This window comes from Armatimonadota bacterium, assembly GCA_016789105.1.
Taxonomy (GTDB): Bacteria; Armatimonadota; Fimbriimonadia; order Fimbriimonadales; family Fimbriimonadaceae; genus UphvI-Ar2.
Map to the genome: position 1 here is coordinate 1 of JAEURN010000009.1, position 26668 is coordinate 26668.

Consider the following 26668-nt stretch of genomic DNA (forward strand, 5'->3'; position numbering starts at 1 on the left):
GTTTGGAGGTGAAGTTCTGATGAAAACTTGGCAAGTGATTGCGGCCGCTTCGGCGGTGTACCTTGGTGGCTGTGCGGGTTTTGCCGCCTATGTCCCGGATGGCAACACCAACACTGGTGGAACGCCCCTTCAGTGCGCGGCTTTGTCGCTGAGCGGCCCGTCCAACATGTCGGTTCCGCAAGGTGGGCAGAACACGGAAACCTTCACCATCGTGAACGGCCAGGTGAACGCTCTCCAGGGCCGCACGGGCGGTTCGGGGGCAAACGTGTCCTTTTCGGTCAGCGGGCTCCCGTCGGGCGTGACGGCGTCATTCAACCCGGCTACGGCGAATGTGCCGGTGGACAGCCTCCGGAACGTGGATATCACGTTCGACGCCAGCACGCTTTCTGCCGGGTCGAGCTACACGATTACGATCACGGCCACCGAGCAGGGTTGCACCCCGGTGAGCCTCTCGGTTCCCTTCAACATTTTTGTTGATTGACCTTGGACGGCGGCCCGGGCCATGCACCCGGGTCGCCGGCTTATTTCGATGAGGCTGGATCGCCGGAGTTTTTTGGCCATGGGGGCGGCTGGATTTTCGGCCCTAGTTTTGGGCAAACCGCCGGATGCCTTTCATGAGATCGAACGGGCATCGCGATCCCTCCGGTGGGATCGTTTGGCATTTGGCGGACGCATCCACGCCATTGCCGGCCATTTTCTCGGCACCCCGTACGTGGGAAGCACGTTGGAAGGCAATCCCGAGCGGTGCCGCGTGTTCCTTGACCGGTTCGATTGTGTCACGCTTGTCGATTGTTGCTGGGGCTTGGCAAGGATTTGTCCGAACTATTCTGAGGCCCGCTTGGTGAAGGCTGTGACTCAAACCCGCTACCGGCAAGGCAAGGTAGACGGATACTGGAGCCGGCTCCATTACACCACTGACACATTGTCAAACCACTCCCAAGCACGGAGGCTCGAAATTGTTTCCGAGCGGTTTCCGGGTGGCGTGGCATGGGATCCCGTGACGTCCTACATGGGAGACCACCCGTCAGCCTACGGGGCGTCAAAAGCGGATCCCGGGTTTCAGCGCCACGCCCGGGAAATGGAGGCCAGGCTCGATCCGGTGCGGTTCAAGAGGATCCCTAAGGATCACTGGGTGGATTGCTATCCCCTGATGGAGCCAGGTGATTTGCTTGCCCTCTGCACCACAAAAGCGGGACTTGATTTCAGTCACGTGGGGATTTATGCCGGGGATGGGGCGTTCATCCATGCCTCCAGTTCCCAGCGCCAGGTCGTCCGGCAGAGCCTTTCGGCTTGGGGTCAAAGCGTTGGGACTTGCAACGGGTTCGTCGTGTCGCGCCTTGCAGATTTCCCGCTGTGACTGGAGATAATCCGCCATAATCGTTTTCAGCGAATCCAATGAAACATCTCCTTTGTGCCGCCCTGGCGTGTGTTGCCCTCTCGGCCGTTTCCGGTTGCGGCAACAACGGGAAAGAAAAACTCTCCGAGGTCAAAGATTCCCAATCCGCTAGTGGCGCGACATCCGGTGGCGGTTCGGCAGAATCGGGGTCGACAACGGGGTCATCTCCGATCGGAGGGGCAACGTCCGGAACCCCCGGTAATTCGGGGTCGGCGATTTCTGGAACTTCGACGCCTTTGAACAATGGGTCTGCACCCACAAAGAACCCCGCCCTCGATTCCAAGGGCCAGGAAGTCAAATTCGATGGCCAAAATCCTCCTCCGGAGGGTCGGGTCTGGTGCGACAATTGCCATGGCCATTTGCCGAAAGAAGATGCCGTGACCGTGGATGGAAAGACGGTTTGCCCGGCCTGCGCGGAAGAGTTGAAGAACAAAAAGTAGCCATGGTCCGATGACGGGTTGGGTGCTGATTCCGGTACTGGCTTTAGCGGCCTCCACGACGGTGCCCCTGGCGTCTGACGCCGACATTGTGGCGAGCGGGCGGATTCTTGTTGTCAATGGTGTCGATGCGATCACTGTCAAAACGGCGGCCGGCGGCCTCCAGCCGGAAGAACGTGTCGCGGTCATAGCCAAGGCCCTATCTCCATTCAAGCGCGGCCAGACGCTCAAGGTGGTCGCCGACCCCGGTTGGAGGGTCGTTTTGCAGGGGCAAACTGTGGCCACGGTCACCGAAGCGGAGGCAAAGGCCCAGGGTTTGTCCCCCGATAAGCTTGCCGAGCTTTGGGCCAACTCAATCAACAAGGCCCTTTATGTCCCGCCGCTGACGGTGCCTGGCCAACCCCTCTCTTTGGGGGTCGGCCAGCCGCAGCGGGTGAGGGTGATCGGCTCGGCGGCCCGGTCGGCGGCGATTAGCTCGGAACCCCCGGGTCTGGTCGAAGTCACCCGGCAAGGGTTCGACCTGGTTGTCAATCCTTTGAAAAGGGGGGAAGGGGCGATTGTCCTTTCAGCGGGCGGGGCATTAAAGTCGATCCCGTTTTCTGTGCTATCACCGGCGGCGGTGTTCCCCCAGACTTTAACGGTCGAAGTGACGGGTAGCCCGGCCCGCAAAGAATTGGTCTTGCAAGGGATACAAGGGGCGATGTCGACAGAATTCTCAGCCGAACCGGGTGCGTTGGTGCGATACACCGTGCCCGAAATTGCTCCGTTAGGCCCTGGGCAAAGCCGGGTCGTCCCGGTTGATGTGGCCGTCGAGGCCCCCGGATTTGCCACCACCAAAGGGATGGCGAACGTTCTTGTCAAGAATTCCGGCGGGGGGCGGGTTTACGATGACGTCCTTTGGTACAGCAATAATCCCGAAAACCTTGCCGGGCCGGGCCAGCTCTATTTTGCCCGGATGGTGACCGCAATGCCGACCCGGCTTTTGTGGCACCACTTCAACAAATCTGCGCGACCCTTGGCGGTGCAATACATATTGGCGAATCGGTCCGACGTTCCCGCCCGGATTTGGTTGGCGAGTGGTGACGCCGAACCCAATTCCGACCCGACCAAGGCCGGATTTGAGGCAGGGAACCGGTATTTTGCCGACTGGCTCGGCTACCAAGGCACGGTGCTGACACTGCCTCCGCGGTCGGCCACCCCGTTATCCCTGCGGCGTTTGGAACCGGGCCAAACCTCGAGCGGCCTCGCCAGCTTGCGCCTTTTGGCGGGAGGATCCGACGACGTCGTCCTGGTCGGTAACGCTCTGGCGCTTGCCGATGTCGCGGCCGATTGGCAGCCGCAAGGTTTTGGGGACAAACCCTGGCTGGTCCGCCGATCCATCGGGCTGGCGGGTCTGCCGTTCCCGGTTGGCGGCACCGAACGCGACATTTTTTCCGGGCCGGCAAAACAAGTGGGATTCCTTTACCAGGTTGGGGGGCGCCATCAGTTCATCCGGCTCGGCGAACAGGGGATCCCGAGTGCTTTGGGAGGGCCGCCTTTATCCGGCAACTTCGGCGTGCAATATGTGGTTGAGGGGAGGATTGAGAATCCGACCGACCGCAACCAGACAGTGGAAGTGGTGTTTGAAGCGAGTGCGGGGTACTCCGGCGCCATATTTAGTGTCAACGGCAAACTCCTGCCGGGGCGGATTTTGCAGAGTAAAGAATCAATGGTTTTGCTGGAGGCAAAACTGGCACCAGGACAGGCGCAACAGATCCGGATCGACACCATTCCATTGAGCGGTGCGCACTATCCGGCGACGATCACCGTTCGAACCAAAGGGACTAGCTGACCGGACCCAAGGAACGAACCCCCGGCCGAAACGTCTAAGATGGCAAGCGGGAACACAATGGTTCGGACTCGGGTGATGTTGGTGGCGCTAGTGGGCGCCGTGGCTTTTGCAGGGAGCGCCCTAGCGGCGCAAGAAACTTGGAAACGGCAATACGTCGGCAAGTCCGCGCTGAGCCTTAGCCTCCCGGGCAAGTTGGAGTCGGCAGGCGAAACCAAGGTCGAAGACAAAGATGATTGGGTTTTGACCACCGACGATTTCTCCTTTGAATCCGACGATTTTTATCTTTTGGTGAGTGTGTTCAATGGCCGTCCGGGCACTGTGGCGGATGACAAGCACTTGGCCCAAGTCGCCAAAGACCTTGTAACCGGCATGAGCGACAAGGACGAAGACGTCAAGGTCAATGGGTTCAAGGCAGGCAAGTTGGATGAGAAGCCGACGATCCTTCAATCTCACACCATTGGCAAAGGCGAAAAGGCGACGCTATTCAAGAGTTTCCTGTTGGGTGATGGCACCAAGGTTTATGCCGTGATGGCGATTGGCTACCCCAGCGACCCCAAGAGCGTGGCGGCAATCGACAAAGCTTTTGCTTCCATCCGGTTCAAAGCCGGGTTGAAGGAATAGCGGATCGCGGATTCCCAGTCGGGCCCGGCCGAACCGGTAACCTAGCCGAATGCTCAATGTCGAGGAGAAGGCAGGGTGGTTGAAGGTTGCTCTCAACCGGCCAGAGGTTCGCAATGCGTTTGATGACAGCCTGATCGGTTCGCTCACCGCTTTGTTCGCCGATTTGGATCCTGCCATCCGCGCCGTGTTGGTCACCGGCGAGGGCCCCGTTTTCTGTGCAGGGGGCGACCTCAATTGGATGCGCAAGGCTGCCGGTTACACCGAAGAGCAGAACGCTCAGGATGCCTTGAAACTGGCTGGCCTGTTCGAATCGATTGCGACTTCCCGGGCGGTTGTGGTGACGGCGGTCCACGGCGCGGCGTTCGGCGGTGGCTGCGGGCTTGTGGCGGCGGCCGACGTGGCCGTTGCCGCCGAAGGCTGCAAGTTCAGTTTCAGCGAGGTGCGGCTTGGTCTGGTGCCGGCAACCATATCCCCATTTGTGATCCCCAAAACCGGGGCCGGTCATGCGCGGGCCCTGTTCACTACGGGGGAGGTTTTCGACTCTGAGAAGGCGTTGAGAATCGGCCTCGTCCACGACGTTTGCCCGTTGGAAGAACTGGAATCGCAGGCAAAGAAGAAGATTGCCGACGTGCTGCGAAACGGGCCCGAATCGGTGGCCCTTTGCAAAAAACTCGCGGCAGAAGCGCCGCTGGGCAAGGAAGAATCGAGCCGGCTTTTGGCGCGCGCCCGCGCCGGGGCAGAAGGGAAGGAGGGCGTCGCCGCGTTTTTGGAAAAACGCCCCGCATCGTTTGTGCAGGAGGTTGTGGATTGATCAAGAAGGTCTTGGTTGCCAACCGGGGCGAGATCGCCGTCCGGGTTTTTGCTGCATGCCGAGAAATGGGGGTTCGCACGGTTGCGGTCTACAGCGAAGCGGATGCCCATTCGATGCACGTTGCGCAGGCCGACGAGGCCGTCCCCATCGGGGGATCCGAGCCGGCGCAAAGTTACTTAAACATCGCGGCGGTTTTGGATGCGGCCAAGACGACGGGGGCGGACGCGATCCATCCCGGGTACGGATTTTTGAGCGAGAGACCGGAGTTTGCCGAGACTTGTGCCGTAGCGGGAGTCACATTCATCGGGCCCAGCGCGTCGGCAATGCGCAAACTCGGCGAGAAAATCGATGCCAAACGGCTGGCCGTGGAAAGCGGGGTCCCCGTCACCCCGGGCTTTTTTGAACCCGGAGCAACCCCCGAAGTACTGAAAGAAGAAGCTACCAAAATCGGTTACCCCGTGATGCTCAAAGCAAGCGCCGGAGGCGGCGGCAGGGGGATGAGGGTGGTTCGCGATCCGGCAGAATTCGACCGCGAATGCCGCCTCGCCATGGATGAAGCCCGGAAGGGGTTCGGTTCGGACGCGATGATGGTGGAGAAGCTGGTCGAACGGCCCCGCCACATCGAGGTGCAGGTGTTGGCCGACAGCCATGGAAACGTCGCCTGCCTGTTCGAGCGCGAATGCAGTCTCCAGCGCCGCCACCAAAAGGTTTTGGAAGAGTCGCCCAGCCCGGTCATGACCCCCGATCTTTGGCAGCGGATGCAATCGGCATGCCGGAAATTGGTTGCGGCCGCGGGATACACCGGAGCGGGGACTGTCGAATTCATGTTCGATGAACCCAGCGGCGAGTTTTACTTTTTGGAAGTGAATGCCCGCTTGCAGGTGGAGCATCCGGTGACGGAGATGGTTACGGGAGTTGACCTTGTCCGCCAGCAGATCCGGATTGCCCAGGGCGACCCCTTAGACTTGCCGGAGCCGTTGCTGGCCGGTGACCGGTCGGCAATCCATGGCCATGCCATCGAAGTCCGGCTGATTGCCGAGGATCCGGCGAAGGGCTTTTTGCCGAGCATCGGCACCCTTCTCAAAGTCGTGCCCCCAATTGGGAACGGGATCCGGTTTGATGGCGGTTACCGTAGCGGGGATGAGGTCAGCCGGTACTACGATTCGTTGCTGGGCAAGCTGATCGTCCATGCCGCGGATCGGGAAGCGGCGGTTGCGCGTCTCCAACAGGCCCTTTGCGACACGCATATTGTCGGGGTCAAGACGAACCAATCGTATTTGCTCGATGTGGTCTCCGCTGCCCAGTTTCAGGCGGGGAGGTTTGATACCGGCTTCTTAGGGAGGGAATTCGCCGATTGGACGCCAGGCGGTGGATTTCCGGCATATCTGCCTGATTTGATGGCGGCTGCTAGTTCTCGTCCGGCGATGGGGCAAAGAGGCGAAACCCGGGAGGGCTCATCGGCGTGGGGACTCGGTGACAGATTCCGCAATGCGAGGCTGGACTGATGGACGAGAAGCGGATATTCAGTGAGAAAGAAGCGGCAGATTTGATTGTCCAGGCGGCAAAGCTGCAAGAGGCCTCTGGCGATTCCGGCAAATACACGGCCGGAGTGACATGGGAAGAGCTCAAACGGATGGCCGATGACGTTGGGGTCGACCCCTCGTTTTTGCGCCAAGCGATGTCGGCGGCCCCCGGTTCGATTGAAAAGAGCGGTGCCAAGCGGCCGCGGCAATTTTTGGGCATGCCCCTCAGCGAAGAGTTCGAGATGGTGGTCGACGCTGAAATCGCGCCCGAGAACTTCGATGTGATCGCCGGGGAATTCTATAACCCAGGCTATGGCGGCGGAACTGCCGGGGCCGGTGCCGGCAGCTGGGGGCCGACCGTCGTCGGCCGCATGATCAAAGGCCAGTTTTACGAAGGCCTGTTGATGGGGACGATGGAAGTCAGTTCCCGGCACGGCCGGACGCGCATCAAGGCGGTGACGAGCAACGTGATCGCCACAATGGCCATCTACTTCCCGATCATGCTGGTGTGGTTCTTGATCGCTATGGGGGTCGGCCTCAAGGGGGGTGGGGTCAATTTCATCCCGATGATGGCGTCGTTCGGTGTGGGCGCGGTCGGCTTTTGGGCGGTTTTGGGCGGATTCCTCAAGAATGCGATGAAGCGCATCCCCGGCCGTCTGGAGCGGATCGCCGATGCCATCCGTGACGAAGCGGAGCTCAATCGCGAGAGCCTCGCCGCGAGCTCGCCCGGGAGCATCGTGGAAACCGGCGAACTCCGTGAAAACCTCGGGCGCGACTGACGCGTAAGCAGTTATAGATTGTCTGACCGCAAGTACAGCAAAGAGGAGGCGATGGAAGCGCTGATGGCGGCGGCAAGTCGCCAATTGGGCAGTTCGCCGGAGGATTCGGTCGCGGAATCGGAGTTGTATTCGATGGCGGAGGAACTCGGCATCGATTCAAACAGGCTTCGCGAGGTCTTGGGTCGGGGGACGGGGGTCGTCCAAAGCCGGGATCAAATCAGCCCCGGAATCCGTTGGCCAGGTCCGGAACAGTTTGAACGGATTTTGGACGGCGAACTTTCTGAAGCCCAGTTGGAAGAACTGGCCGACCAGGTCGGATCACGCTACGAAGACCCGGGGACGCCGGGAGCCCGTGAATCGCGAGAGTTTTGGCAAGGTTGGCGCTATGTCACGGTCGATTTGGTCAAGAGGGAAGGGAAAACGCGGATCGTGGCGCGCTCCCGCATTTCGTCCAGCCGCCTCCTTCCGTTGATGCCGTTTGCCTTTTTGCCGATCATGATTAACCTTGCGCTGATTGCCAAAAGCCCGAACCCGGCCAACCTTGTTGGATTTGCGGCGTTGCTCGGCGTGATGGTCGCCACTTGGTTCCTCATCGGTTGGCAGATGCGCCGGAACCGGGAAACCATCCGGGGCAAGGTCGATGACTTGGCGCAGGCGGCCAAGTCGGCTATCCAGTCGCATCCCCTGACATCGGCGGTTGACACACGGGAGTTGAGCCATGGTTTCGACCACTTGGGCCGGTAGCGTGCCGGTATGATTTGAAAACCTGGTGGACAAGCGGTATTTCAGCGAGCAAGAGGCGGCAGATTTGGTGGTCAAAGCTGCCAAATTGCAGGAAAAGGCGGGAGGCGACAAATACACGCCTGGGATCAGCTATTCCGAGTTGGAAAAAATGGCTGCCGAAGCGGGCATCGACCCCACGTTTTTGGAGCAGGCGTTCAAAGGCGAGCCCACGGGTGAAGAGGAAGCCAAGTCGTTTTTGGGGATTCCCTTGTGGACTGAATTCGAACGGGTTGTGGAAGTCGAACTTCCGCCAGAAAACTTCGATGTCGTCAGCGAGTTATTGCCACCCAGGATGGGCGGCCATGGGCCGCGTGGCACGCGGATGTTGAATGTGGGCCAACAAGTGGGGCGAAGCCTTCAAATGCCGATCATGAAGGGCCCGGCCTATGGCACGATGCGCATGACCAGCCGCAACGGGAGGACCCGCATCACCACCCGGCAAACAATGTTCTTGCCATTCATGGCGGGACTCTATCCAGGCTTGATCGGCGCGTTCGTCTCGACGATGATGCTGTTGCCGGGCGAAACGCGGGGCCCCGGCAACCCGTTGGTGAACATCCCCATCGCGATCGCCCTGCTGGTCGCGGGCCTGATCGCTTACTTTGCGTTGGCCAAATCCGGCCAACGGAAGATGCGCGAACTCACGGACGAAATCGCCCACCGGGTGCAGGAGGAAGGGGAATCGTTGCGGGCCAATTTAGAACGCCCAACGGCGGCAAAGGCAGAATCGACCGAACAAACCGTCGACGGGCACCAAGGGCTCTGAGGATCGCTACGACGGGACGTGTCGGTTTCCGGGTGGGGTAACGTGGCTTCTCCCCAATGGACTCCGCGCCAAAAACGATAGCCCACCCCGTATTTGGGAGGTGCCTTTGCCTTTCCAACGGCGATGCCGAGGTTTTGGCGACCCTTGATTTCGGTCCCCGGATCATCTCCTACCGTCTGCAGGAGGGCGAGAACGTGCTTGGGGAATTCCCCAACCGCCATATTGAGACCGGGATTGGCACATTCCGGATTTGGGGCGGTCACCGGTTATGGGTGGCCCCTGAGAATTGGCCCGTGACTTACGCGGCCGACGACGGGCCAGTCGAGTTGGTGCTTGAAGGGCGGAACGCCTCGCTCCGCTCTCCGGTCGAACCCCTTTCGGGGTTGCAGAAAACGGTCAAGGTAAGTCTGTCGGAAAGAGGTTCGAGAGTTGATATCGACCATGGGGTGCGCAACTGTGGTGCCGAACCGGTCCATTTAGCGCCTTGGGCACTGACCATCATGCGTCCCGGAGGCGTTGTCGTGATCCCAAACGAACCGTTTGCCCCCCATGCCCCCGACCGCTTGTTGCCGGTGCGAACCATGGCCCTTTGGTCATACACCCAGTTGAACGACCCTCGGTTTTCTTGGGGTAGCGACTCGTTGCGGATCGCCGTCGATGAAATCCATGCTTCACCGCAAAAGGTCGGGATCCTTAATCGGACGGGAGTTTGTCGGTATGAACTGCCCGACGTGGCCTTTGTGAAGAAGCACGGCTTTGAACCCGAGGCGTCCTATCCGGATTTTGGGGTCAACTCCGAAATCTATTCGGAAGGATCATTTGTGGAAATTGAAACGCTCGGCCCCCTATCGACGGTGGTACCGGGGGAAACGGCCTGGCACCATGAGTCATGGATGTTAGAAAAGCCCTAACCCAAGTCCAGCGTTTTTTTCTTTTTCTGGTTTGCAGCCTTGATTTGTTCGGGAGTGCCTTGGATGACGTCAACGCCTTGGCCGGCGATTTTCTCCCAGGTGCCTTCCCCCGCCTTGCGATAGGTGGTCAGGCCGCGTTTGGCGGCGTTGTCTGCGCTGGTATCGGTTGCGGTTTTGACCTGCACCTGGCTGACGACTTTTCGGACATTGAGCCCACAGGTCGGGCAATGTTTGAGTTCTGGTTCATCCAGCGATTGGATGACGGCAAATCGGCCTGGGCAGATTTCGCAGTCGCCATCCGATTTTTCGTACTCGTAGGTGGGCATTTTTGGAACTGGGTGTAGGATCGGGCCATGGATTTTGACGCAGTGAACCGGGGGATCGTTGCATGCGGGAAGTGCCCCCGCCTGCGGGATTGGTGCCGATCCGTTGCGCTGGCAAAGCGCCGAGGCTTTGCCGATTGGGAATATTGGGGCCGCCCCGTGCCCAACTTTGGGGATCCCGCCGCGCGTGGGTTGATTATCGGGCTCGCCCCTGCGGCGCACGGGGCCAACCGGACCGGGCGGATGTTCACCGGAGACCGGAGTGGCGACTGGCTCTACCGGGCGTTGCACCGGGCGGGATTGGCCAATCAGCCAACGGCGGAATCGGCGGATGATGGGTTGGCCTTGAGCCGGTGCCTCATCACCGCGACCTGCCACTGTGCCCCGCCGGACAACAAACCCACGCACGAAGAGATCGCCAACTGTCGGGTTTGGCTGGAATCAACCTGGGCGTTACAGGAATGGCACGCTGTTTTGTGCCTGGGCGGCATTGCCTGGTCCCAGGTTTTCAAGATGCTCGGCGCACGGGCGCCCAAGTTCGGGCATGGGGTTGAGGCATCGGTCGAGGTGGCACCCGGGCGATCCATCTTGATTCTCGGAAGCTACCACCCCAGCCAGCAGAACACGTTCACGGGGCGGCTCACCGAGCCGATGCTGGATGACGTTGTCAGTCGGTTTGCCAAAGTCATCCAGGCATGAGTTGCCGGTTCCGTCCCGGCTTGCGGGGTAAACCTGAGGGCAGATGTCCCGCCTGAGAGCCTTGCCGCGTGCCTTCGTCGAGATCCCTGGGCTAGACCCAAGCCAGCCCATCTTGATCCCTGAATTGGAGATGAAGAAGTTCCGGAGCGTTTTGCGGCTCGGTTCGGGCGACCAAGTTTTGCTGTTGCCCGGGGACGGTTCGGCCATCCGTTGCCGGCTCGACGGGAAATCGGCAATTCCGCTTGAAACCGTCCATCCGTCCACTGAGAGCCCGCTCAAGATCACATTGGCCCTTGGGCTGCCAAAGCCCGACGCGCTCGAGGATTCGGTCAGGATGGCCTCTGAGCTTGGCGTTGCCAAGTTCTGCCTGTTCCCCGCGCGTCGCAGCGTGGTCAAGTGGGAGGCATCCAAATTTGAGAAAAAGCTGGAGCGGCTTCGGGCGATCTCGCGGGAGGCGTGCGAAGTCGCCTACCGGATGCGGCTCCCCGAATTTGAAACCTGCACCGGTCTCGGCGATGTCTTGGCCCGGTATCCCGGATCGGTAGTGCTCAGCGAGTCCGAGACAGCCCAAGCGGGATTCCCAGAATTGGCAGGCGAGGCCGTCCTGGTGGTCGGCCCCGAAGGGGGGTGGGACCCGCAGGAATCAGAGATGATCAAGAACCCGGTCACTTTGGGGCCAAGGGTTTTGCGGGTCGGCACCGCGGTTGCCGCAGCCTGCACCTTGGCCCTCTCGGGCCGGTAGACTTTAGAGCCTATGCGCAGCGATGGCCGGGCCAACGACCAGTTGAGGGACGTGGTCCTTGAAGCAGGATTTTCAAAATATGCCGAAGGCTCTTGCCTCATCAAGATGGGCGACACCCACATGCATGTGACCGCAACGGTCGAAGAGAACATCCCTCGCTGGCTCAAAGGCACGGGCAGCGGGTGGGTTACGGCCGAATATTCGATGCTCCCCCGGTCTGGCCGGGATCGCAACCAGCGCGATGCCATGAGGGGTGGCCCCAATGGCCGGACTATGGAGATTCAGCGTCTCATCGGCCGGGCGTTGCGAACCGTGGTGGACCTTGAACGCATGGGCGAGCGCACCATCACCATCGATTGCGATGCTTTGTTGGCCGACGGGGGAACCCGGACGGCTAGCATCACGGCTGCCTATGTCGCTTGCCACCAAGCCGTCACGTGGATGTTGGAACGGAAGATGATCAAGCGGCATCTGATGAAAGAACCCATGGCTGCGGTATCGGTCGGCGTTGTCCGGGGTGTCGAGATGCTCGACCTGTGCTACGAGGAAGATTCGACCGCCCAAACCGACATGAATATTGTGATGACGAAGTCGGGCAAATTCATCGAAATCCAGGGGACGGCCGAAGCCGAACCGTTCGGTGCTGATGCTTTGGGCCGGATGCTCGCCCTAGGCAAGAAGGGAGTCACCGAACTCATCGCTCTGCAAGAGGCCGCGCTGGGACTTTGAATGGACTCAATTTCTAGCCGGGTTGCCGGTTGCGGCAACAGTGGCAGCGGCCTTTGGAGGCAACTGGGGAACGGCAACACTCAATGAACTTGCAGACCCTTGTAATAGCCACCCACAACCCCAAAAAGGCGGGTGAGATGATGGCCATCCTTTCGGCCCGCTTTCCGGCATTGGTTTTCAAGACCCTAGCCGACTATCCCGGTTCGCCAGAACCCGAAGAAACGGGGGAGACCTATGCAGAGAATGCGGCGATCAAGGCCGAATCTGCGGTTGTGCAGACCGGGGAATGGTGCCTGGCCGACGACGCGGGACTGGAGATCGACGCGTTACCGGGCGAGCTCGGGGTGTGGAGCAAGCGGTTTGCCGGTGAAGAAACCCCTTTCCCAGACAAGATGGCGATCATTATGGAGCGGATGCAAGGCGTCCCGGAATCGCAACGGGGGGCAAGGTTCCGGTGCCATATCGCCCTTGCTCGGCTCGGGATGCCAACCCTGGATTTTTCAGCTGTTTGCGAGGGGCGGATTGCATTTGAACCCAGCGGGAACGGGGGGTTTGGCTACGACCCAATCTTCTTTCTTCCGGAACTCGGATGCACGATGGCCGAGTTGACGGCTGACCAGAAGCATTCCGTTTCCCACCGGGGGAAGGTCTTGAGGGAATTCGGCGACTGGCTTGCGGGGCAAATTTGACCCTGAGAGTTTAGGCGGAGGGGCGCGCAAACGTTGCCGCAATCCAACCGTCTTCCGTGAACTGTTCCGCCAGCACGAATCCGCACCGTTCGGCCTTGTCCAAAACGTCTGGCCAATTCTTATCGATGACTCCGCTGATAACCCAATGCCCCCCGGGGCGCACACGGCGCGCCGCTTCGTGGGCGAGGCCGATGAGGGCCGCCGAGATGATGTTGCTCAGGACGATGTCGTAAGTTTCATTGGTGGGAAGGGGGGCAAATCCTTCGCCTTGGAAGACTTGCCCTTCCACCCCGTTCCTCATAAGGTTTTCGCGCGCGCTTTCGCAGGCAACGGCTTCGGTGTCCACGGCAACGAGCGAGGCGGCGCCGAGCAGCCCGGCCCCGATGGAGAGAATGCCGCTACCGCAGCCGATGTCGGCGACATCTTTGCCCGTCGCGCCGACTTTCTCAATGAGTTGCAGGCAACCCCTTGTCGTCGGGTGGTCGCCGGTTCCAAAGGCCTGTCCCGGGTCGAGCGTGATCACGAGGTCGCCGGGCTCCGCCTTGAAATGTTCCGTCCAACTGGGGACGACCATGAACCGTTCCCCAACCCTACGGGGGATAAAGAATTGCTTCCAGGCTTCCGCCCAATCCACTTCGTCGACCTTGCTGGTCGTAACGCTGCTAGCCCCAGCCTTGAGGAGCAGGGATTCCAACTCGGCGATGGATTCTTCAGAACCTGGTGGGACGAATCCGGAAATGGTCGGGGGCTCGTCGGTTTGTACGGTGCCGTTGACCCCGGCTTCTTCAAAAATCTCATCCCATGTGGACCAGTCGAGCGGGATGGCTTTCAAATGGGCCTTGACTTCGATCCATTCCGACATCGTTAGCGCCTTTTAAAGATCTTCTCGAAGATGTTGGCTGGTTTGCCTGGCCCGCCGGGGATGGGTTCGCCACGGAGTTCGGCATACTCCTTCAAAAGCTTGGATTCGGCTTCGGAAGTCCGTTTGGGAACCGTGATTTTGGCTTCGACGTAAAGGTCTCCCCGGTTTCCTCCCCCAAGGCGGGGAAGGCCCTCTTGCTTGATCCGGAACGTGTCGCCCGGTTGGGTTCCGGGTTCGATCGAGAGTTCCAACGGCCCGGTCAAGCCGTCGATTTCGATCGAGTCACCGATGGCAGCCTGGGCAAAGCTGATTTCGGCGACGGTGGCCAAGTCGCGTCCTTCCCGGATGAACCGTTTGTCTTCAAGGACATGGACGACGACGTAGAGGTCGCCGCGCTGCCCGCCCCGGGCCCCGTCTCCGCCTTTACCGGCAACCCTCAAGGTTTGGCCCCCTTCGATTCCGGCGGGGACGTTGACGAACAGTTCTTCTTGCTTGGGGGTCACGCCCTCGCCGCGGCATTCCGGGCAAGGATTTTCGATTTTGATGCCTTCACCCCGGCATGTCGGGCACGGCATTTGAGTCCGGATGCTGCCGATGACGGTCTGACGGGTTTGGGTGACGGCCCCCATGCCGTTGCAGGTGGGGCAAGCTTTGGGCGGGGCTTTGTCCGCCGTGCCCGTTCCGTCACACGTCCCGCAAGTTGCCGAACGGCGGTAGGAAACTTTTTTCTCGATCCCGGCCAAGACTTCCACGAGGGAGACGCTGGTTTCGGTGCGGATGTCGTCACCTTCCCGTAGGCCCCCACGGGCGCGGGGGGCTCCGCCAGCCCCGCCGAAAAACGCTTCGAAAAGGTCGCCGAATCCGGCCCCTCCCGTGAAAAAGTCGGCTCCGGGGGGCATGCCCCCGCCGTCGTCAACCCTGCCGAACCGGTCGAACTGCGCCCGCTTGTCGGGATCGCTGAGGATGGCGTATGCCGTGCTGAGTTCCTTGAATTTGGCTTCGGCCTCAGGGTTGTCCGGGTTGACGTCGGGGTGGTACTGCCGCGCGAGTTTGCGGTAGGCAGATTTGATCTGGTCCGGGCTCGCGTCTCGCGAAACCCCTAAGACGGCGTAGGGGTCTTGGTCTGGCATGGGCAATCAGTCGTTTTCGTCGTCTTCTGCGCCGGCTTCTTCTTCGCTGGCCAAATCGTCGAGCGACATTTCCGGCCCGTCGTCTTCGGCAACGGCGACATCTTCTTCATCGTCGGCCGCGGCAACTGCCCCGGTGTCGTCGTCTTCGAGCAAAGCGGCGACCGTCTCGTCGGCATCGCCTTCAAGGGTGAGGTCTTCTTCGTCGTCGTCATCCCCAAATCCGAGGTCATCCAGGCCGAGGAGGTCGAGGTCGTCGTCATCGGCGTCGTCATCATCGACTCCGGGGAGGAGGAGGCCCACATCATCCAAGCCGAGCTCGTCGAGAGCGCTGTAGTCTTCGTCGAGTTCGGCGGCTTGGGCGTCGCTGCCGAGGATCGGCTTGATTTTGCCTTTGGCGATTTCTTCCAAGGCAATGGAAAGCGGGTGGTTGGTGTCGATCCGGACGAGCGGGGGCGCGCCTTCTTTGATTTGTTTTGCCCGTTTCGCGGCGAGGTTAGTGAGGACAAACTTACCGTATTCGACTTCGTTGAGGATATCCGGGGCAGGGAAGATCTTCTCGTTGGCGCTCATGGGGAACGCACTATGATACCAGTCGTGACGGCAAAGGAATTGCCCTGGGCCTATGCCGGGCATTTCGGCGGTTAAGAAGTGTTAACAAGGGGCCCGGACCCGTTCGCGCTCCCGTTTCCGCCGATTAGAATTCGTGCATGTCCAGCGAGAAACAAACCCACTACGACCATGATGAGGTGGTGCGGTCGGATAGGGGCCGCGGCGATGAATTCGGAGACGTGGTGTCCCGGCGCATCGACCGTCGCGGCTTCCTCAAAAGCGGATTGGTGGCGAGCATCGCCGCAACATCAGTCGGCAAGGCCTTGGGCCAGGCGGCAGGCGCACCTGGGGCGGCCGAGGGGCTGGATTTCCGGCCGATCGCCCCGAGCACGGCCAAGGGTTTGGCCCTTTCGCCCGGTTACGGCTACCAGGTTGTTTTGAGCTGGGGAGACCGGCTTGACACGGGCAAGCCAAGCGACGTGGCCAAATTGACGGGTGCAGAGCAGGCGGTCTCGTTCGGCTACAACAACGATTTTGTCGCCTATCTTCCTCTTCCATTTGGATCTGATTCAAGCGACCATGGGTTGCTGGCCGTTAACCACGAATATGTCAATCCGGAGTTGATGTTCCCGGTCGAGGATGTCACGGCAATCGATCGGTCTCAAGCCGAGGTTTCAATGGAAGCGGTGGGGTTTTCGGTCAGCGAGATCAAACGCGAAGGCGGCAAGTGGAAACTTGTTCCCGGCGGGAATTTTAACAAGCGTTATTCGGCGACGTCACCTATGCGGATTTCGGGCCCGGCCAAAGGCGATGCGCGGCTCAAAACATCGGCCCACCGCGATGGGACAACCTGCACGGGGACTTTTTCGAACTGTTCCGGCGGGACGACTCCTTGGGGCACGGTATTGAGCGGGGAGGAGAATTTCCAAGATCTGTTCGGGCACGCGGAATACACCTCTGAAAAGGACAAGCGTTCGGCGGAACGGTATGGCGTGGGATCTGGTGCAAGTCAATATGGGTGGGAAAAGCACGTGGATCGGTTTAATTCTGCGATTGAGCCGAACGAACCCTATCACTTTGGCTGGGTGGTGGAGATCGACCCGTTCGATCCGGATTGGGTTCCCGTGAAGCGGACGGCGCTCGGCCGGTTCCGGCACGAGGCCGCCACAACCCACGTGGCAAAAGGTGGCCAAGTGGTGATGTATTCGGGCGACGACTCGCGGTTCGAATATGTGTACAAATTTGTGTCGGCCAACCGGTTCAATGCTAAAGACCGCAAAGCGAACCGGGATTTGATGGACAACGGAACCCTTTATGTGGCGAGGTTCGACGAAGATGGGACGGGGCAGTGGTTGCCGCTTGTTTATGGGACCGGCCCGTTAACAGCCGATAACGGCTTCCACTCGCAGGCGGACGTGGTGGTTGATGCCCGAATCGCCGCGGACCTGTTGGGGGCGACGAAGATGGACCGGCCAGAAGACATCGAAGTCAACCCGGTCAACGAGCGGGTCTACATTGTTTGTACAAACAACACGGATCGGGGCAAGGAAGGCAAAGAAGGGAAGACCAAGAGCAATCCCCGGAATTCCAACCAGCATGGCCATATCGTCGAATTGATCGAGGAGGGCAACGACCACGCGTCGCAAAACTTTAAGTGGGATCTGTTCCTTGTTTGTGGGAACCCCGGAGACGAGTCGACCTATTACGCTGGCTTCCCCAAGGAGGGGGTGAGCCCCATCAGCTGTCCGGACAACATCTGCTTTGACCGGCATGGCAACCTTTGGATTGCGACCGATGGCCAAGAGAAGACGCTGAAGCTGCGGGACGGGTTTTTTGCCGTTCCGACCGAAGGTCCGGAGAGGGGCAAACTCCGGCAGTTCATGGCCAGCGTGATGGGGAGCGAAGTTTGCGGGCCGGCGTTCACCCCTGATGGCACGACCGCCTTCCTGGCAATTCAGCACCCGGACGAAGGGGGGAAATTTGGTGCATTTGAGAACAGTTGGCCAGAACCGGGCAAGCCGTCCCGCCCTAGCATTGTTGCCATCCAAGCCGACAATGGCGCGCCGATCGGTTCCCCCGAGGCGAATGCGGTCTCGCGCCGGAACGTGATCGCGGGAATCTTGGGAAGGTAGATTCAAGACGATGGCAAGCTACAAAGTCACGGTTCCGGGAACCGGTTCATTCGATGTCGCCGAAGGCACAAAACTCGTCAAAGCGATCGAAGGCAACGGGATCGACATCAGCCACCGATGTGGGGGTAATGCGCGCTGCACCACATGCCGGGTTCAATTCCATTCCGAAGAACCAGCCATGGGGCAAGCCGAGCACGATTGCCTTGAAGAGGATGGGGTTTTGGGCCAGTTCCGGCTGAGCTGCCAGATCCGTGTGGATCGGGATATGGAGGTCACCCCCTTGATGCTCGCCAGCGCACAAGGGTGGGATCCCGGGGTCGAGGTCGAGGACTGACCCTCCTCAGCACCGGAAGGTAAAACGGCAATCCATGGCCAAGCTCCTTGCCGAAAGCCTGATCCGCGATGTCCCCGACTTTCCCAAACCGGGGATCATGTTCAAGGACATCCACCCTGTCTTGCAGAGCCCTCAGGCGTTCCGCGAGGTCGCAGACCGGCTTTGTGCCGATGCCAAAGCCAAGGGGGCCGAGGTCGTTGCCGGCATCGAAAGCCGCGGATTTTTGTTTGGCGTCCCGATTGCCCTCGATTTGGGGTTGCCGTTCGCGTTGACGCGCAAGATTGGAAAATTGCCGTACGAAAAAATCACCGAGGAGTACGAATTGGAATACGGCACGGCCACCATCGAAATGCATGTCGATGCAATTTCGCCGGGGCAGCGCGTTTATGTGGTGGATGACTTGCTGGCCACAGGCGGCACGGCCCAGGCGGCAGCACGCTTGATCGAGCGGTTGAACGGCAATGTCTGCGGATTCGGGTTCATGGTCGAGCTCGGGTTCCTGAATGGCCGGGAGAGGCTGTCCGGGTACGAGATCGAGAGCCTGATAAAATATTGACCATGAAACGGTTTCTGGTTCTTGGCGTTTTCGCCCTCGCCGCCATCTCGTTGGCGGCAACCGTCACGGTTGACACCTTGCTGAAAGACAAGGCCAAATACGACGGCAAAGAGGTCGTGGTCTCTGGCAAAGTCGCCGAATACAAAGCCAGGACGAGTCGGGCCGGCAACCCATACATCACTTTCAAGCTAAAAGGTGCCTCCGCAACGGCCAATGTCTATCTCCGAGGCAAACTTGAAGGCGACGCCGCCCCCAAAGACGGCGACAAGGTCGAAGTTAGCGGCATCTACCGCAAGGAAAAGAAAGTGACGGACACGTTCACTTCCAAAGATGAGATCGACGCATCGCCCGTTGCCAAAAAGAAATTCGGGGTGAAGATCACCGAACGGGCAAAGGGCTAGTCGCCGCCAGCCGGATTTAGTCGTCCCGGTCGACACCGCCGCCCAAACCGAGTTTCAGCCCGAGTTTGGAAAGCCCCCGCCCGTGGGCTCCTGTCCATTCTGAGGGATATGGCTTTTCACCCATTTGCGCATGCCAGACATAGCGCGAGAGGATGTCCATTTCCCGGTCGGTTTGGACTTCTCGCCGCGTCAGATCGATGGCTTGAACCTTTTTCCAATAGGCCCAAGCAGTTTGCCCCAACGATTCCGCTGAGTTGTATTCGTCAAGCTTCTGCGATGGCGTGATGGCCGCATAGGGGGCGATGTCCGGCTTGAGGTTGAAACAGGCGTCCATTAGATTTGCCGCCCCATCGTTTTGGTTCATCGGGGCAATCGCAAAAATCCGGTTGATGGTCTTCAGGACCGAGTTCTGGTTGTAGAACTCGCTGACTGTCCCCTTGCCGCGGGTGTAGGGGCTGATCACCAGGCAGATGGATCGGTGGCCATCCACATGGTCGGTTCCGGCCTGGGGATCGTCTTCGTTGACAAAGATCACCGTGTCCTTCCAGAACCGGGAGTGGCTGACGGCTTCCACGAGCCGCCCGACAGCCAGGTCATTGTCGGCCATGTGGGCAGCAGGGGTCACGGGGCCCCCCGTGTGGTCTTCGGGAAGATAGAGGGTGATAAAGTTGGGCAATTCGCCGTCGGATTCAAACTTCCGGAATTCTTCCAAGAAGCGGTCCATCCGCAGTTGGTCGGGAATGTTCATGTTCCAACCGGGGTAAGTGGGGCAAGAATAGTTTTTGAGGTTGGCAATGCCGATGTTTTGGGAGAACGTGAGGCGTTCGCCAGCAAAGTACTTTGTGAAGATCTCCTTGCCGGACATGTTGGGGACCGGCGTGGCGTAATCCATCTCGCCATAGTTGCGGAATGAGAGCCCGGCCGCCAAAACGCCATCCCAGATGAACCCGGATTGTGAGTATGTGATCGGGTCGTCACCAAAGGTGTAGCTCCGGTTGAATCCCCCGAACGCCCGGTTGAGATAGGGCGTCAGGTTCCCCTCGGTTGCCCAAGAGTGGCCGTCGGCACTCAGCACTCCGTTGCAATAGTAGTTGTCCAGCAAGACGAATTGGCGGGCCAAGGCGCGGTGGTTCGGGATGTGGGCGTCGGTAAAGCTGTTCAGGCTGGCTTCGCCATTTCCTTCCGGGATGTTCCCAAAGCATTGGTCGTAGGTGCGGTTTTCTTTGATCACGTAGATGACGTGTTTAATGAGTGAGGGCTCCCCGAGCTTTTTGGGGACGGGCACGGGTGCCACGCCCGAAGCTGAAGCCCTTTGAATCTCGCTCAGGATTTTGGATTGCTTGGTGAGCTCGGCAGAGAGTTTGGTGTAGGCGGGCAGGTCTTTGTCGTTTAGTGCAACCTTGATGAGCGTGCCGTTTTTTTCATGCGAATTGTAGGCCGGCTTCTTGACTCCGCCGACCGGCCGGGCTCCGATTCCCTTGTTGTTGAGGATGAACAGGTTGCCCTGTTGCTTGATGAGCGCCGAAGGATACCAATCGGTGGGGATTTGGCCGAGGAGGCGCGGATTCTTGGTCATGTCGAACACGGCCACGGCATTGTTGCCCGCATTGGCAACATAGAGTCTCTTTTCGGATGGGGAGTAGCACAGAGCGTTCGGCATCGAACCATAAGGCAACTTCCCATCCGGTTTGCAACTGAAACTCCCGAGGTCTCTTTTTGAGCCGAGGTCGATGCGCCGGACGGAGTCGTTGTTGGTTTCGGCCACAAACGCGATGCCTGCAGCAGAGTCGATGGCGATTTCGCTGGGTTGGAGGCCGGTGACGAACTGGGCGGAGACTGCTCCCGTGTCCAGGTTGAGCAGGCTCACGGATCCATTAGCGGCAACCCCGCGGCTATCGACCGCGGTCTCGGTTCCGGCACTGGGGGCGGTTTTGGTGCCGGTCGTGGGCTTGGGGCCTCCTTGTTCTGAAACGACAACTAAGCCCTTGTGGATGGCGACCCCAAACGGGGCGACCCCGACCGGGGATTTCCAGAGTTGGGCACCGGTCGCCGGGTTGAGGCACAGCACTTCGTTGTTGATGCTGAGGGCAACAACGACTTTTGTTCCGTCTGGGGCAAAGGCGATGCCACAAGGGAAAGAGTTTTGGCCTTTTGCCGATTTTGGCAAGGCGATTTCCCGGATTTTGACGGGCTTGGCACGGTCGGCTATATCAAATACCTGGATCGCGTTGGCGGCATTGGTCACCCAGACTTCAGATGTTTTGGGGCGCTGCGCGATGCCAAAGAGCGATGCTCCCCCTGGTAACGCAGCTGAACCGAGCAGGGTGTGGGACTGGGGGTTGACGGTGCGGATCGCGTTGTCATCTTTGATCACGATCGTCTGGCCATCTTCGGTCAAGAGGGCGTCAACCGGCCGCCCCGGCATTTCCAGCCGCTGCCCTGGGGATTGAAGCCGATGGCCCGTTGGGAGGATGTTGGGTTCGACGCCAACCACGGTCGCCGATTGACAACCCGCCAGGGCGGCGACGCAGATTCCCAGGCATGCGATCCGGTTCATGTGGGCAAGGATAACCCGCCCTGATGTAGAAATTCCCGTTTGGGTCCGTTGTTAACGACTCGTTGACAATCTTGCTCAGTTGAGGATCGGCTTGTTGAGCATGGGCTCGCGTTTGAGCTCATGCCGGTTGAGGACGCCATCCCGAGAAGTGGCAACATGGATGATGCTCCCCGGTTCGCCTTCCAAAACCCGAAGGAGGGCCCGGAAACCCATGGCTTGGACTTCTTGGCCTTCAATGGAGACAAGGTAGTCGCCCCGTTTGATCCCCGCCCGTTCGGCCGGGCTTCCGGGCAGAACTCGGGTAATGACCATGCGGTTGCTCCTTGGGTCAAAGAACGCATAGAATCCGACATCCCCGGTTTTTGGGGTGGAGACTTGCCCGGTGAAGTTTTCCAGCATCACCAACCGGCGTTCCATGTCCACAGTGATGATGAAATTCTTGAGGAACCCAAATCCGACTGTCCCGTCGCCTTCGGCGTCGCTGGCGGGCCGGTCGATGATGTTCCACACAGAATAAGGCACGTCGTGGCCAAAGATGTTCATATTTTCCAGTTCAAGATCCCAACTATCGACGGCCCCCGATGCGACGAACGATTGTTTGACGTAGTTGGGTTTGACTCCGGTTTTCCAAAGCCCGATCCGTTCCAAGCTGTCTTTGTGGGTGGTGCTGTAAAAGGCGTTCCCGGTATCCAGCGCCAAGTTCAACTTTTTCCCATTGGGGGCTTTGGCCTGGAGCTCGATCGAGTTGTTGCCGATTGGCAACATTTTGAGGACGATTTTGCCCGGCTGGCCTTTGAACTGCGAGATGTCGTAGCTATCTGGGTGAAAGATGAATTTGGATTGTTGGAAGTCGATGGTCGTGATGCGGTGGGCGATGACTTCCAACCCCATGATTCCGTCGCAGTGGGTGCCGTAGTTGAGGGTGTAATCCTCGTCGGGCATTTGCACAACCTCTTTGCCTTCGGTGTCGAACTTAACTTCGCCCATTTTGAGGGAGGTGACTTTGACGGTTGGGGCTTCAAAGACCCCGACAAAGTCTTTAAGGCTCATGGTGCCGGTGGGCTTGCCGACGTTCACACTTTGGTTCAACACATATGAACCGGAAAACCCGGTGTCGAACATGCACGAGACGCGCCTTCCGTTGACCTCGCTATCAACGACAATCGCGTCTGGCAAAATTTTGAAAGGCCACTCGGATTTGCTTTGGGCTGCGTTGGAATTCAGGACGGCGGCGGCGATGGCGGCAGTGAACATTCGTTGACCCCAGAGTCTACTTGAGTTGACGTCTAGGGCGGCTGATCGTTGCAGATGGACGGGAACGGGCTCCGGTAAAATCGCGCGCGATGGCGATGGGGCTTCCGATGGTGCTGCTAGGCTTGGCGCTTTTGGGGCAACCTGCCACCTTGCCGCCGATCATCCCGCAGCCGCAAGAGTATGTCCGCAAATCCGGCGAGTTCGAAATCTTGCCATCGACGGTTATCGTTGCCGGCGCGGGCGAATTGGCGGAGGCGGAGAAGTTCGCGGCCATGCTCCGCCGCTCGACGGGGTATCCGTTGCCGATCCAACCGGCAAAGCCGGCCAAAGACTACATCGAGTTCGAACTCAAGCCAGAAATGAAGTGGCTTGGCGGGGAAGGCTACCGGGTCAGCATCCGCCCGGGGTTTGCCTCGATCCGCTCCTTTGCCGCCGACGGGTTGTTCCACGGCATCCAGACCTTCCGCCAATTGCTGCCGGTCGCAGTCGAATCTGGCGAGCCCGTTTATGCGCCGTGGAAAGTCCCTGCGGTCGAAATTTCGGACACCCCCCGGTTTGGTTGGCGGGGAATGCACCTTGATGAGTCGCGGCACTTTTTCGGCAAGGCCGCGGTGGAGAAGTTCATCGACGTTTTGGCCCTTTATAAGTTCAACCGGTTCCATTGGCATTTGGTGGATGACGGCGGCTGGCGGCTGGAAATCAAGAAATATCCCGACCTCACCCGGGTTGGGGCGTGGCGCATCGGCGACGGACGGGGGTTCAACCCGGCTGAGCTGTTTTTCAACCAGAACGATGGCGTTTACGAGGTTTATGGCGGGTTCTACACCCAGGAAGAAGTGAAGGAAGTGGTTGCTTATGCGGCTGAGCGTCACATCGAAGTCATCCCAGAAATCGAGATGCCGAGCCACTGCCTGCCCGCATTGTGGGCCTACCGCCAGCTGGCCTGCGACAGTGAAAGCGTCAACAAGGTGTTGCCCAGTTTGCGCACTCAGTTTGTGAACACGTTCTGCCCGGGAAAGGAGGAAACCATGTCCTTTATCACCGGGGTGCTGGATGAAGTCTGCGCCCTGTTCCCAAGTCGCGAAATCCACATCGGGGGTGACGAGCCAGATTTGCGGACATGGGAGAGCTGCCGTTCCTGCCAGAGCTTGCGGGAAAGGAACCAACTCAGTGGGGTGGAAGCGGAATACGGCTGGTTTATGCGCCAAGTTTCCGGCTACCTCAAGTCCAAGGGGAAAACCCCGGTGGCATGGGACGAGTCGATCGATTCCGGCCCGATCCCAGGTTTGACGGTGATGAGTTGGCGGGGGATCTCGGGCGCGGTGTCGGCGGTCAAAGCGGGGCTGCCAGCAGTTTTGGCCCCCCAAGACACCGCCTACTTCGACCGGTCGGAATCCATCACCTCAACCGAGAATGTCTACGCCTTCGACCCGATGCCTCCCGGACTCACGGCAGGCCAACAAGCCTTGATCCGGGGTGGCCAAGGCCAGTTATGGACCGAGCGGCTCAACGACTGGCGAGCGGTTGAACAGGCGGCATTCCCGAGGGTGCTTGCCCTGTCAGAAGCCCTTTGGAGCGACACCAAGACGAAAGATTGGGGCCGCTTTGAATCCGGCCTGGGATCACATATCGCGCGCTTGGATGCGATGGGGATCCAGAGCCACATCGAACGGCCGAAGCTGGGTCCAGTGATGGTGGCTTTCCGGGAACGCATTTCGGTGGATCCGCCCGAGACCCCGCCCGGGATGACCTTGCGCCGAACACTGGACGGCAGTGCCCCAACCCCATCAAGCGAGGTGTATGACGGCCCTTTTGCCGTGGCCGCAAGCACGACGCTAAAAGCGGCATTTCAAAGGGGGGGCGGGCCGATGGGAGAGGCTACGACCGTGGAATATGTCTTGGTCGGCCCGGCGCGGGCTGGCCTGCAACCTGGCCTTTGGGCGGATTGGCACCGTGGGCGTTTTCGAAGCGTCGACGGGTTCGCCGATCCTACGGAACGCGGGCAAGTCCCGACTTGGGCAAACCAATGGCGGTATTTGGCCGAGCCGCTTGGTGCAAAGTTTTCTGGTTATCTGCGTATCCCGGCCGATGGCGACTACACCTTTTATTTGCGTAGCGACGACGGTAGCCGGCTGACCTTGGCTGGAGTCCAGCTCATCGATTTGCCGAACGTGGGTGTCGCGCAGGCATCGCAGGCAACGGCGCGGCTGGTCAAAGGGGACTATCCTTTTGAATTGAGCTACTTTGACATGGGCGGCAACCGCGAACTACTTTGGGAAGTCGAGGCAAAGGGTTTCCGCCGCCGCAGCGTGCCAACCGAATGGCTGTTCCGCGACCGGTAACGCGGTAGAGTACGGTGTGGATAGCGGTCCGCGGCGGATTTCGAAGTCTGCTTTCAAGGATGGCAAACGGTGCCCCAAGCGGCTTTGGTTCAGGTGGAACGCTCCTGACCTGGCCACCTCAGACGAGGCGATGCTGGCAAGGGCCGCGCTCGGCCACGAAATCGGACAGTTGGCCCGGGGGCTCAACCCGGGGGGCGTTGAATCGGCGGGGGATACAACTGCATTGCGCCTTGAATCGACCCGTGGCCTTTTGGCCGGTGGCGCCGAGACCATCTATGAGGCCGCATTTGAAGCCGATGGGCTCTACGCCCAAGTGGACATCCTTTACCGTGGACGATCCGGCTGGGTGATCCGCGAGGTGAAGTCGGCGAAGTCAGTCAACGACCAACATGTGACGGATTCCGCCTTCCAACTGATGGTGTTGGAGCGGTCCGGCCTATCGGTCGAACGGGTGGAGATCGTAACGGTGGCCCTGGATGCCCCGGCAATCGCAAGCAGCCGGATCCAAGATTTGTTTGCCGTCCAAGATGTGACCGGTCCCGCAAGGGGCGAGTCGATCGAACTCTTCGATCAGGTCAGAGAACTCCGGGCAATCATCGAGGATGGCCGGGCCGAGGCGGTGGAGCCGGGGCGGCACTGTGATTCGGCCTGCCCCTTTTACTCCCACTGCTTTGCAGCCCTGCCCGACGACGACCTGTTGTTTGCCCCCAACCTCAGCAAAGGGAAGTATGAGGAACTCCGCGCCGCCGGTTACCGCCGGATGTCGGAGTTACCGGACTCTGTGGTCTTGAGCCCCAACGCCGAACATGTTCGCCAAGTCCTGGCATCGGGCCAGGTGCCGTGGGTGGATGCCAGCCTCGCCAAAGCAGTCAGCGGGATGAAGTTCCCTCTCGTGTTTTTGGATTTTGAGACTGCCTCTCCGTTGTTTCCCGTCAACCCGGGGATGCGCGGCGGGGAACTGGTGGTGTTCCAGTTCAGCGCCCATGTCCTTTCCGGGCCAGGCGGCCCGTTGGCCCACTATGAACACATCGACCTCGAATCGCCGGATCCTCACCCTGGAGTTGTGGCCGCTTTGGCCCCGGTCTTTTCAGGTGCTGGTTCAATCTTGCACTACTCGCCGTTTGAAAAGCGGTGCCTCAACCGGTTGGTCGCGGCCGGGGTCGAAGGGGCGAATGGTTTGCTCGGCCAGTTCTTACGGTCGGCGGTGGATATGGAAGGGTTTTTCAAAGGCCCGGTCTATCACCCGGCGATGCGGGGCAAAACATCGATCAAAGTGGTTTTGCCCGCTTTGGTCCCCGACTTGGACTATTCCGATTTGGAGATCAAAAGCGGGGGGATGGCCGAAATGAGTTACATCGAGGCACGGACGGGCAAGCTTGCCGGAGATGAGCTAAACCGCCGCCGCGAGGCTTTGTTGCGTTATTGCGAGCGAGACACCGAGGCCATGGTTCGGCTTTTCAACCGGATTTGGGAACTCTGTCGCTGATTGAGCCATCCGCCCAACCTTGCCA

At 59.7% G+C, this 26668-nt stretch carries 27 protein-coding genes; 21 read left to right on the forward strand and 6 right to left on the reverse strand.

From position 1 onward, the window contains the following. Positions 1-19: 19 nt before the first annotated feature. From JNM28_11305 to JNM28_11355, 11 genes are read left to right on the forward strand one after another with little or no spacing between them, the layout of a single operon-like run. Positions 20-481 (forward strand): hypothetical protein, encoded by a 462-nt coding sequence (locus JNM28_11305; protein MBL8069027.1) that lies wholly within the window; start codon positions 20-22, stop codon positions 479-481. A gap of 48 nt (positions 482-529) precedes the next feature. Then, positions 530-1357: a DUF1460 domain-containing protein gene (locus JNM28_11310; GenBank protein ID MBL8069028.1), complete on the forward strand. Its 828-nt coding sequence runs from the start codon at positions 530-532 to the stop codon at positions 1355-1357. A 38-nt stretch (positions 1358-1395) separates the two neighbouring features. Further along, positions 1396-1836 (forward strand): hypothetical protein, encoded by a 441-nt coding sequence (locus JNM28_11315; GenBank protein MBL8069029.1) that lies wholly within the window; start codon positions 1396-1398, stop codon positions 1834-1836. Between the two features lie 10 nt (positions 1837-1846). Beyond that, positions 1847-3664, forward strand: a complete 1818-nt coding sequence (locus JNM28_11320; GenBank protein MBL8069030.1) for a hypothetical protein — start codon at positions 1847-1849, stop codon at positions 3662-3664. Between the two features lie 57 nt (positions 3665-3721). Beyond that, positions 3722-4285 carry a hypothetical protein gene (locus JNM28_11325; GenBank protein ID MBL8069031.1) on the forward strand — a complete coding sequence of 188 codons (564 nt, stop codon included), beginning with the start codon at positions 3722-3724 and terminating at the stop codon, positions 4283-4285. A 49-nt stretch (positions 4286-4334) separates the two neighbouring features. Beyond that, positions 4335-5096, forward strand: coding sequence for an enoyl-CoA hydratase/isomerase family protein (locus JNM28_11330; protein ID MBL8069032.1), 762 nt, complete (start codon positions 4335-4337; stop codon positions 5094-5096). After that, a complete protein-coding gene (locus JNM28_11335; protein MBL8069033.1) occupies positions 5093-6601 on the forward strand; it encodes an ATP-grasp domain-containing protein in 1509 nt (502 codons plus the stop codon). The genes JNM28_11330 and JNM28_11335 overlap by 4 nt, the downstream gene beginning before the upstream one ends. Then, complete coding sequence (locus JNM28_11340; protein ID MBL8069034.1) at positions 6601-7398, forward strand: hypothetical protein; 798 nt, start codon at positions 6601-6603, stop codon at positions 7396-7398. The genes JNM28_11335 and JNM28_11340 overlap by 1 nt, the downstream gene beginning before the upstream one ends. Positions 7399-7416: 18 nt before the next feature. Continuing rightward, on the forward strand, positions 7417-8142 hold the full coding sequence (locus JNM28_11345) for a hypothetical protein (GenBank protein ID MBL8069035.1): 726 nt from the start codon (positions 7417-7419) through the stop codon (positions 8140-8142). A 25-nt stretch (positions 8143-8167) separates the two neighbouring features. Continuing rightward, positions 8168-8947 (forward strand): hypothetical protein, encoded by a 780-nt coding sequence (locus tag JNM28_11350; GenBank protein MBL8069036.1) that lies wholly within the window; start codon positions 8168-8170, stop codon positions 8945-8947. A gap of 56 nt (positions 8948-9003) precedes the next feature. Then, positions 9004-9858 (forward strand): hypothetical protein, encoded by an 855-nt coding sequence (locus JNM28_11355; protein ID MBL8069037.1) that lies wholly within the window; start codon positions 9004-9006, stop codon positions 9856-9858. On the opposite strand, the gene JNM28_11360 is transcribed toward JNM28_11355, so the two are convergent. Then, entirely contained in the window at positions 9855-10184 is a 330-nt protein-coding gene (locus JNM28_11360) for a hypothetical protein (GenBank protein MBL8069038.1), read from the reverse strand. The genes JNM28_11355 and JNM28_11360 overlap by 4 nt on opposite strands. Positions 10185-10211: 27 nt before the next feature. Between JNM28_11360 and JNM28_11365 the strand changes: the two genes are divergently transcribed. The 4 genes from JNM28_11365 (at position 10212) to rdgB (ending at position 13040) form a co-directional block, all read left to right on the forward strand. After that, positions 10212-10880, forward strand: a complete 669-nt coding sequence (locus JNM28_11365; protein MBL8069039.1) for a uracil-DNA glycosylase — start codon at positions 10212-10214, stop codon at positions 10878-10880. A gap of 43 nt (positions 10881-10923) precedes the next feature. Further along, entirely contained in the window at positions 10924-11622 is a 699-nt protein-coding gene (locus JNM28_11370; protein ID MBL8069040.1) for a 16S rRNA (uracil(1498)-N(3))-methyltransferase, read from the forward strand. Between the two features lie 12 nt (positions 11623-11634). Then, on the forward strand, positions 11635-12351 hold the full coding sequence (gene rph / locus JNM28_11375; protein ID MBL8069041.1) for a ribonuclease PH: 717 nt from the start codon (positions 11635-11637) through the stop codon (positions 12349-12351). An 83-nt stretch (positions 12352-12434) separates the two neighbouring features. Then, positions 12435-13040, forward strand: a complete 606-nt coding sequence (rdgB, locus tag JNM28_11380; protein MBL8069042.1) for an RdgB/HAM1 family non-canonical purine NTP pyrophosphatase — start codon at positions 12435-12437, stop codon at positions 13038-13040. Positions 13041-13050: 10 nt separating this feature from the next. On the opposite strand, the gene prmA is transcribed toward rdgB, so the two are convergent. Genes prmA through rpoZ form a run of 3 tightly spaced genes read right to left on the reverse strand, consistent with a single transcriptional unit; the run spans position 13051 to position 15602 of the window. Beyond that, positions 13051-13902 carry a 50S ribosomal protein L11 methyltransferase gene (gene prmA / locus JNM28_11385; protein ID MBL8069043.1) on the reverse strand — a complete coding sequence of 284 codons (852 nt, stop codon included), beginning with the start codon at positions 13900-13902 and terminating at the stop codon, positions 13051-13053. Positions 13903-13904: 2 nt separating this feature from the next. After that, on the reverse strand, positions 13905-15032 hold the full coding sequence (dnaJ, locus tag JNM28_11390) for a molecular chaperone DnaJ (protein MBL8069044.1): 1128 nt from the start codon (positions 15030-15032) through the stop codon (positions 13905-13907). 6 nt (positions 15033-15038) lie between these two features. Then, on the reverse strand, positions 15039-15602 hold the full coding sequence (gene rpoZ, locus JNM28_11395; protein ID MBL8069045.1) for a DNA-directed RNA polymerase subunit omega: 564 nt from the start codon (positions 15600-15602) through the stop codon (positions 15039-15041). A gap of 137 nt (positions 15603-15739) precedes the next feature. Here rpoZ and JNM28_11400 point away from each other — a divergent pair, with 137 nt between their 5' ends. Genes JNM28_11400 through JNM28_11415 form a run of 4 tightly spaced genes read left to right on the forward strand, consistent with a single transcriptional unit; the run spans position 15740 to position 19004 of the window. Continuing rightward, positions 15740-17713: a PhoX family phosphatase gene (locus JNM28_11400; GenBank protein ID MBL8069046.1), complete on the forward strand. Its 1974-nt coding sequence runs from the start codon at positions 15740-15742 to the stop codon at positions 17711-17713. Between the two features lie 10 nt (positions 17714-17723). Further along, a complete protein-coding gene (locus JNM28_11405; protein ID MBL8069047.1) occupies positions 17724-18047 on the forward strand; it encodes a (2Fe-2S)-binding protein in 324 nt (107 codons plus the stop codon). A gap of 34 nt (positions 18048-18081) precedes the next feature. Beyond that, positions 18082-18603, forward strand: a complete 522-nt coding sequence (locus JNM28_11410) for an adenine phosphoribosyltransferase (GenBank protein ID MBL8069048.1) — start codon at positions 18082-18084, stop codon at positions 18601-18603. A 2-nt stretch (positions 18604-18605) separates the two neighbouring features. Then, positions 18606-19004 (forward strand): hypothetical protein, encoded by a 399-nt coding sequence (locus JNM28_11415; GenBank protein MBL8069049.1) that lies wholly within the window; start codon positions 18606-18608, stop codon positions 19002-19004. Positions 19005-19020: 16 nt separating this feature from the next. Here JNM28_11415 and JNM28_11420 read toward each other — a convergent pair whose 3' ends face one another. Both JNM28_11420 and JNM28_11425 read right to left on the reverse strand, forming a co-directional pair. After that, positions 19021-21561 (reverse strand): phosphoesterase, encoded by a 2541-nt coding sequence (locus JNM28_11420; GenBank protein MBL8069050.1) that lies wholly within the window; start codon positions 21559-21561, stop codon positions 19021-19023. A gap of 75 nt (positions 21562-21636) precedes the next feature. Further along, positions 21637-22815 (reverse strand): PDZ domain-containing protein, encoded by a 1179-nt coding sequence (locus JNM28_11425; protein MBL8069051.1) that lies wholly within the window; start codon positions 22813-22815, stop codon positions 21637-21639. Between the two features lie 89 nt (positions 22816-22904). Between JNM28_11425 and JNM28_11430 the strand changes: the two genes are divergently transcribed. Next, entirely contained in the window at positions 22905-25157 is a 2253-nt protein-coding gene (locus JNM28_11430; GenBank protein ID MBL8069052.1) for a family 20 glycosylhydrolase, read from the forward strand. A gap of 16 nt (positions 25158-25173) precedes the next feature. Continuing rightward, positions 25174-26643 (forward strand): DUF2779 domain-containing protein, encoded by a 1470-nt coding sequence (locus tag JNM28_11435; protein MBL8069053.1) that lies wholly within the window; start codon positions 25174-25176, stop codon positions 26641-26643. Positions 26644-26668: the final 25 nt, after the last annotated feature.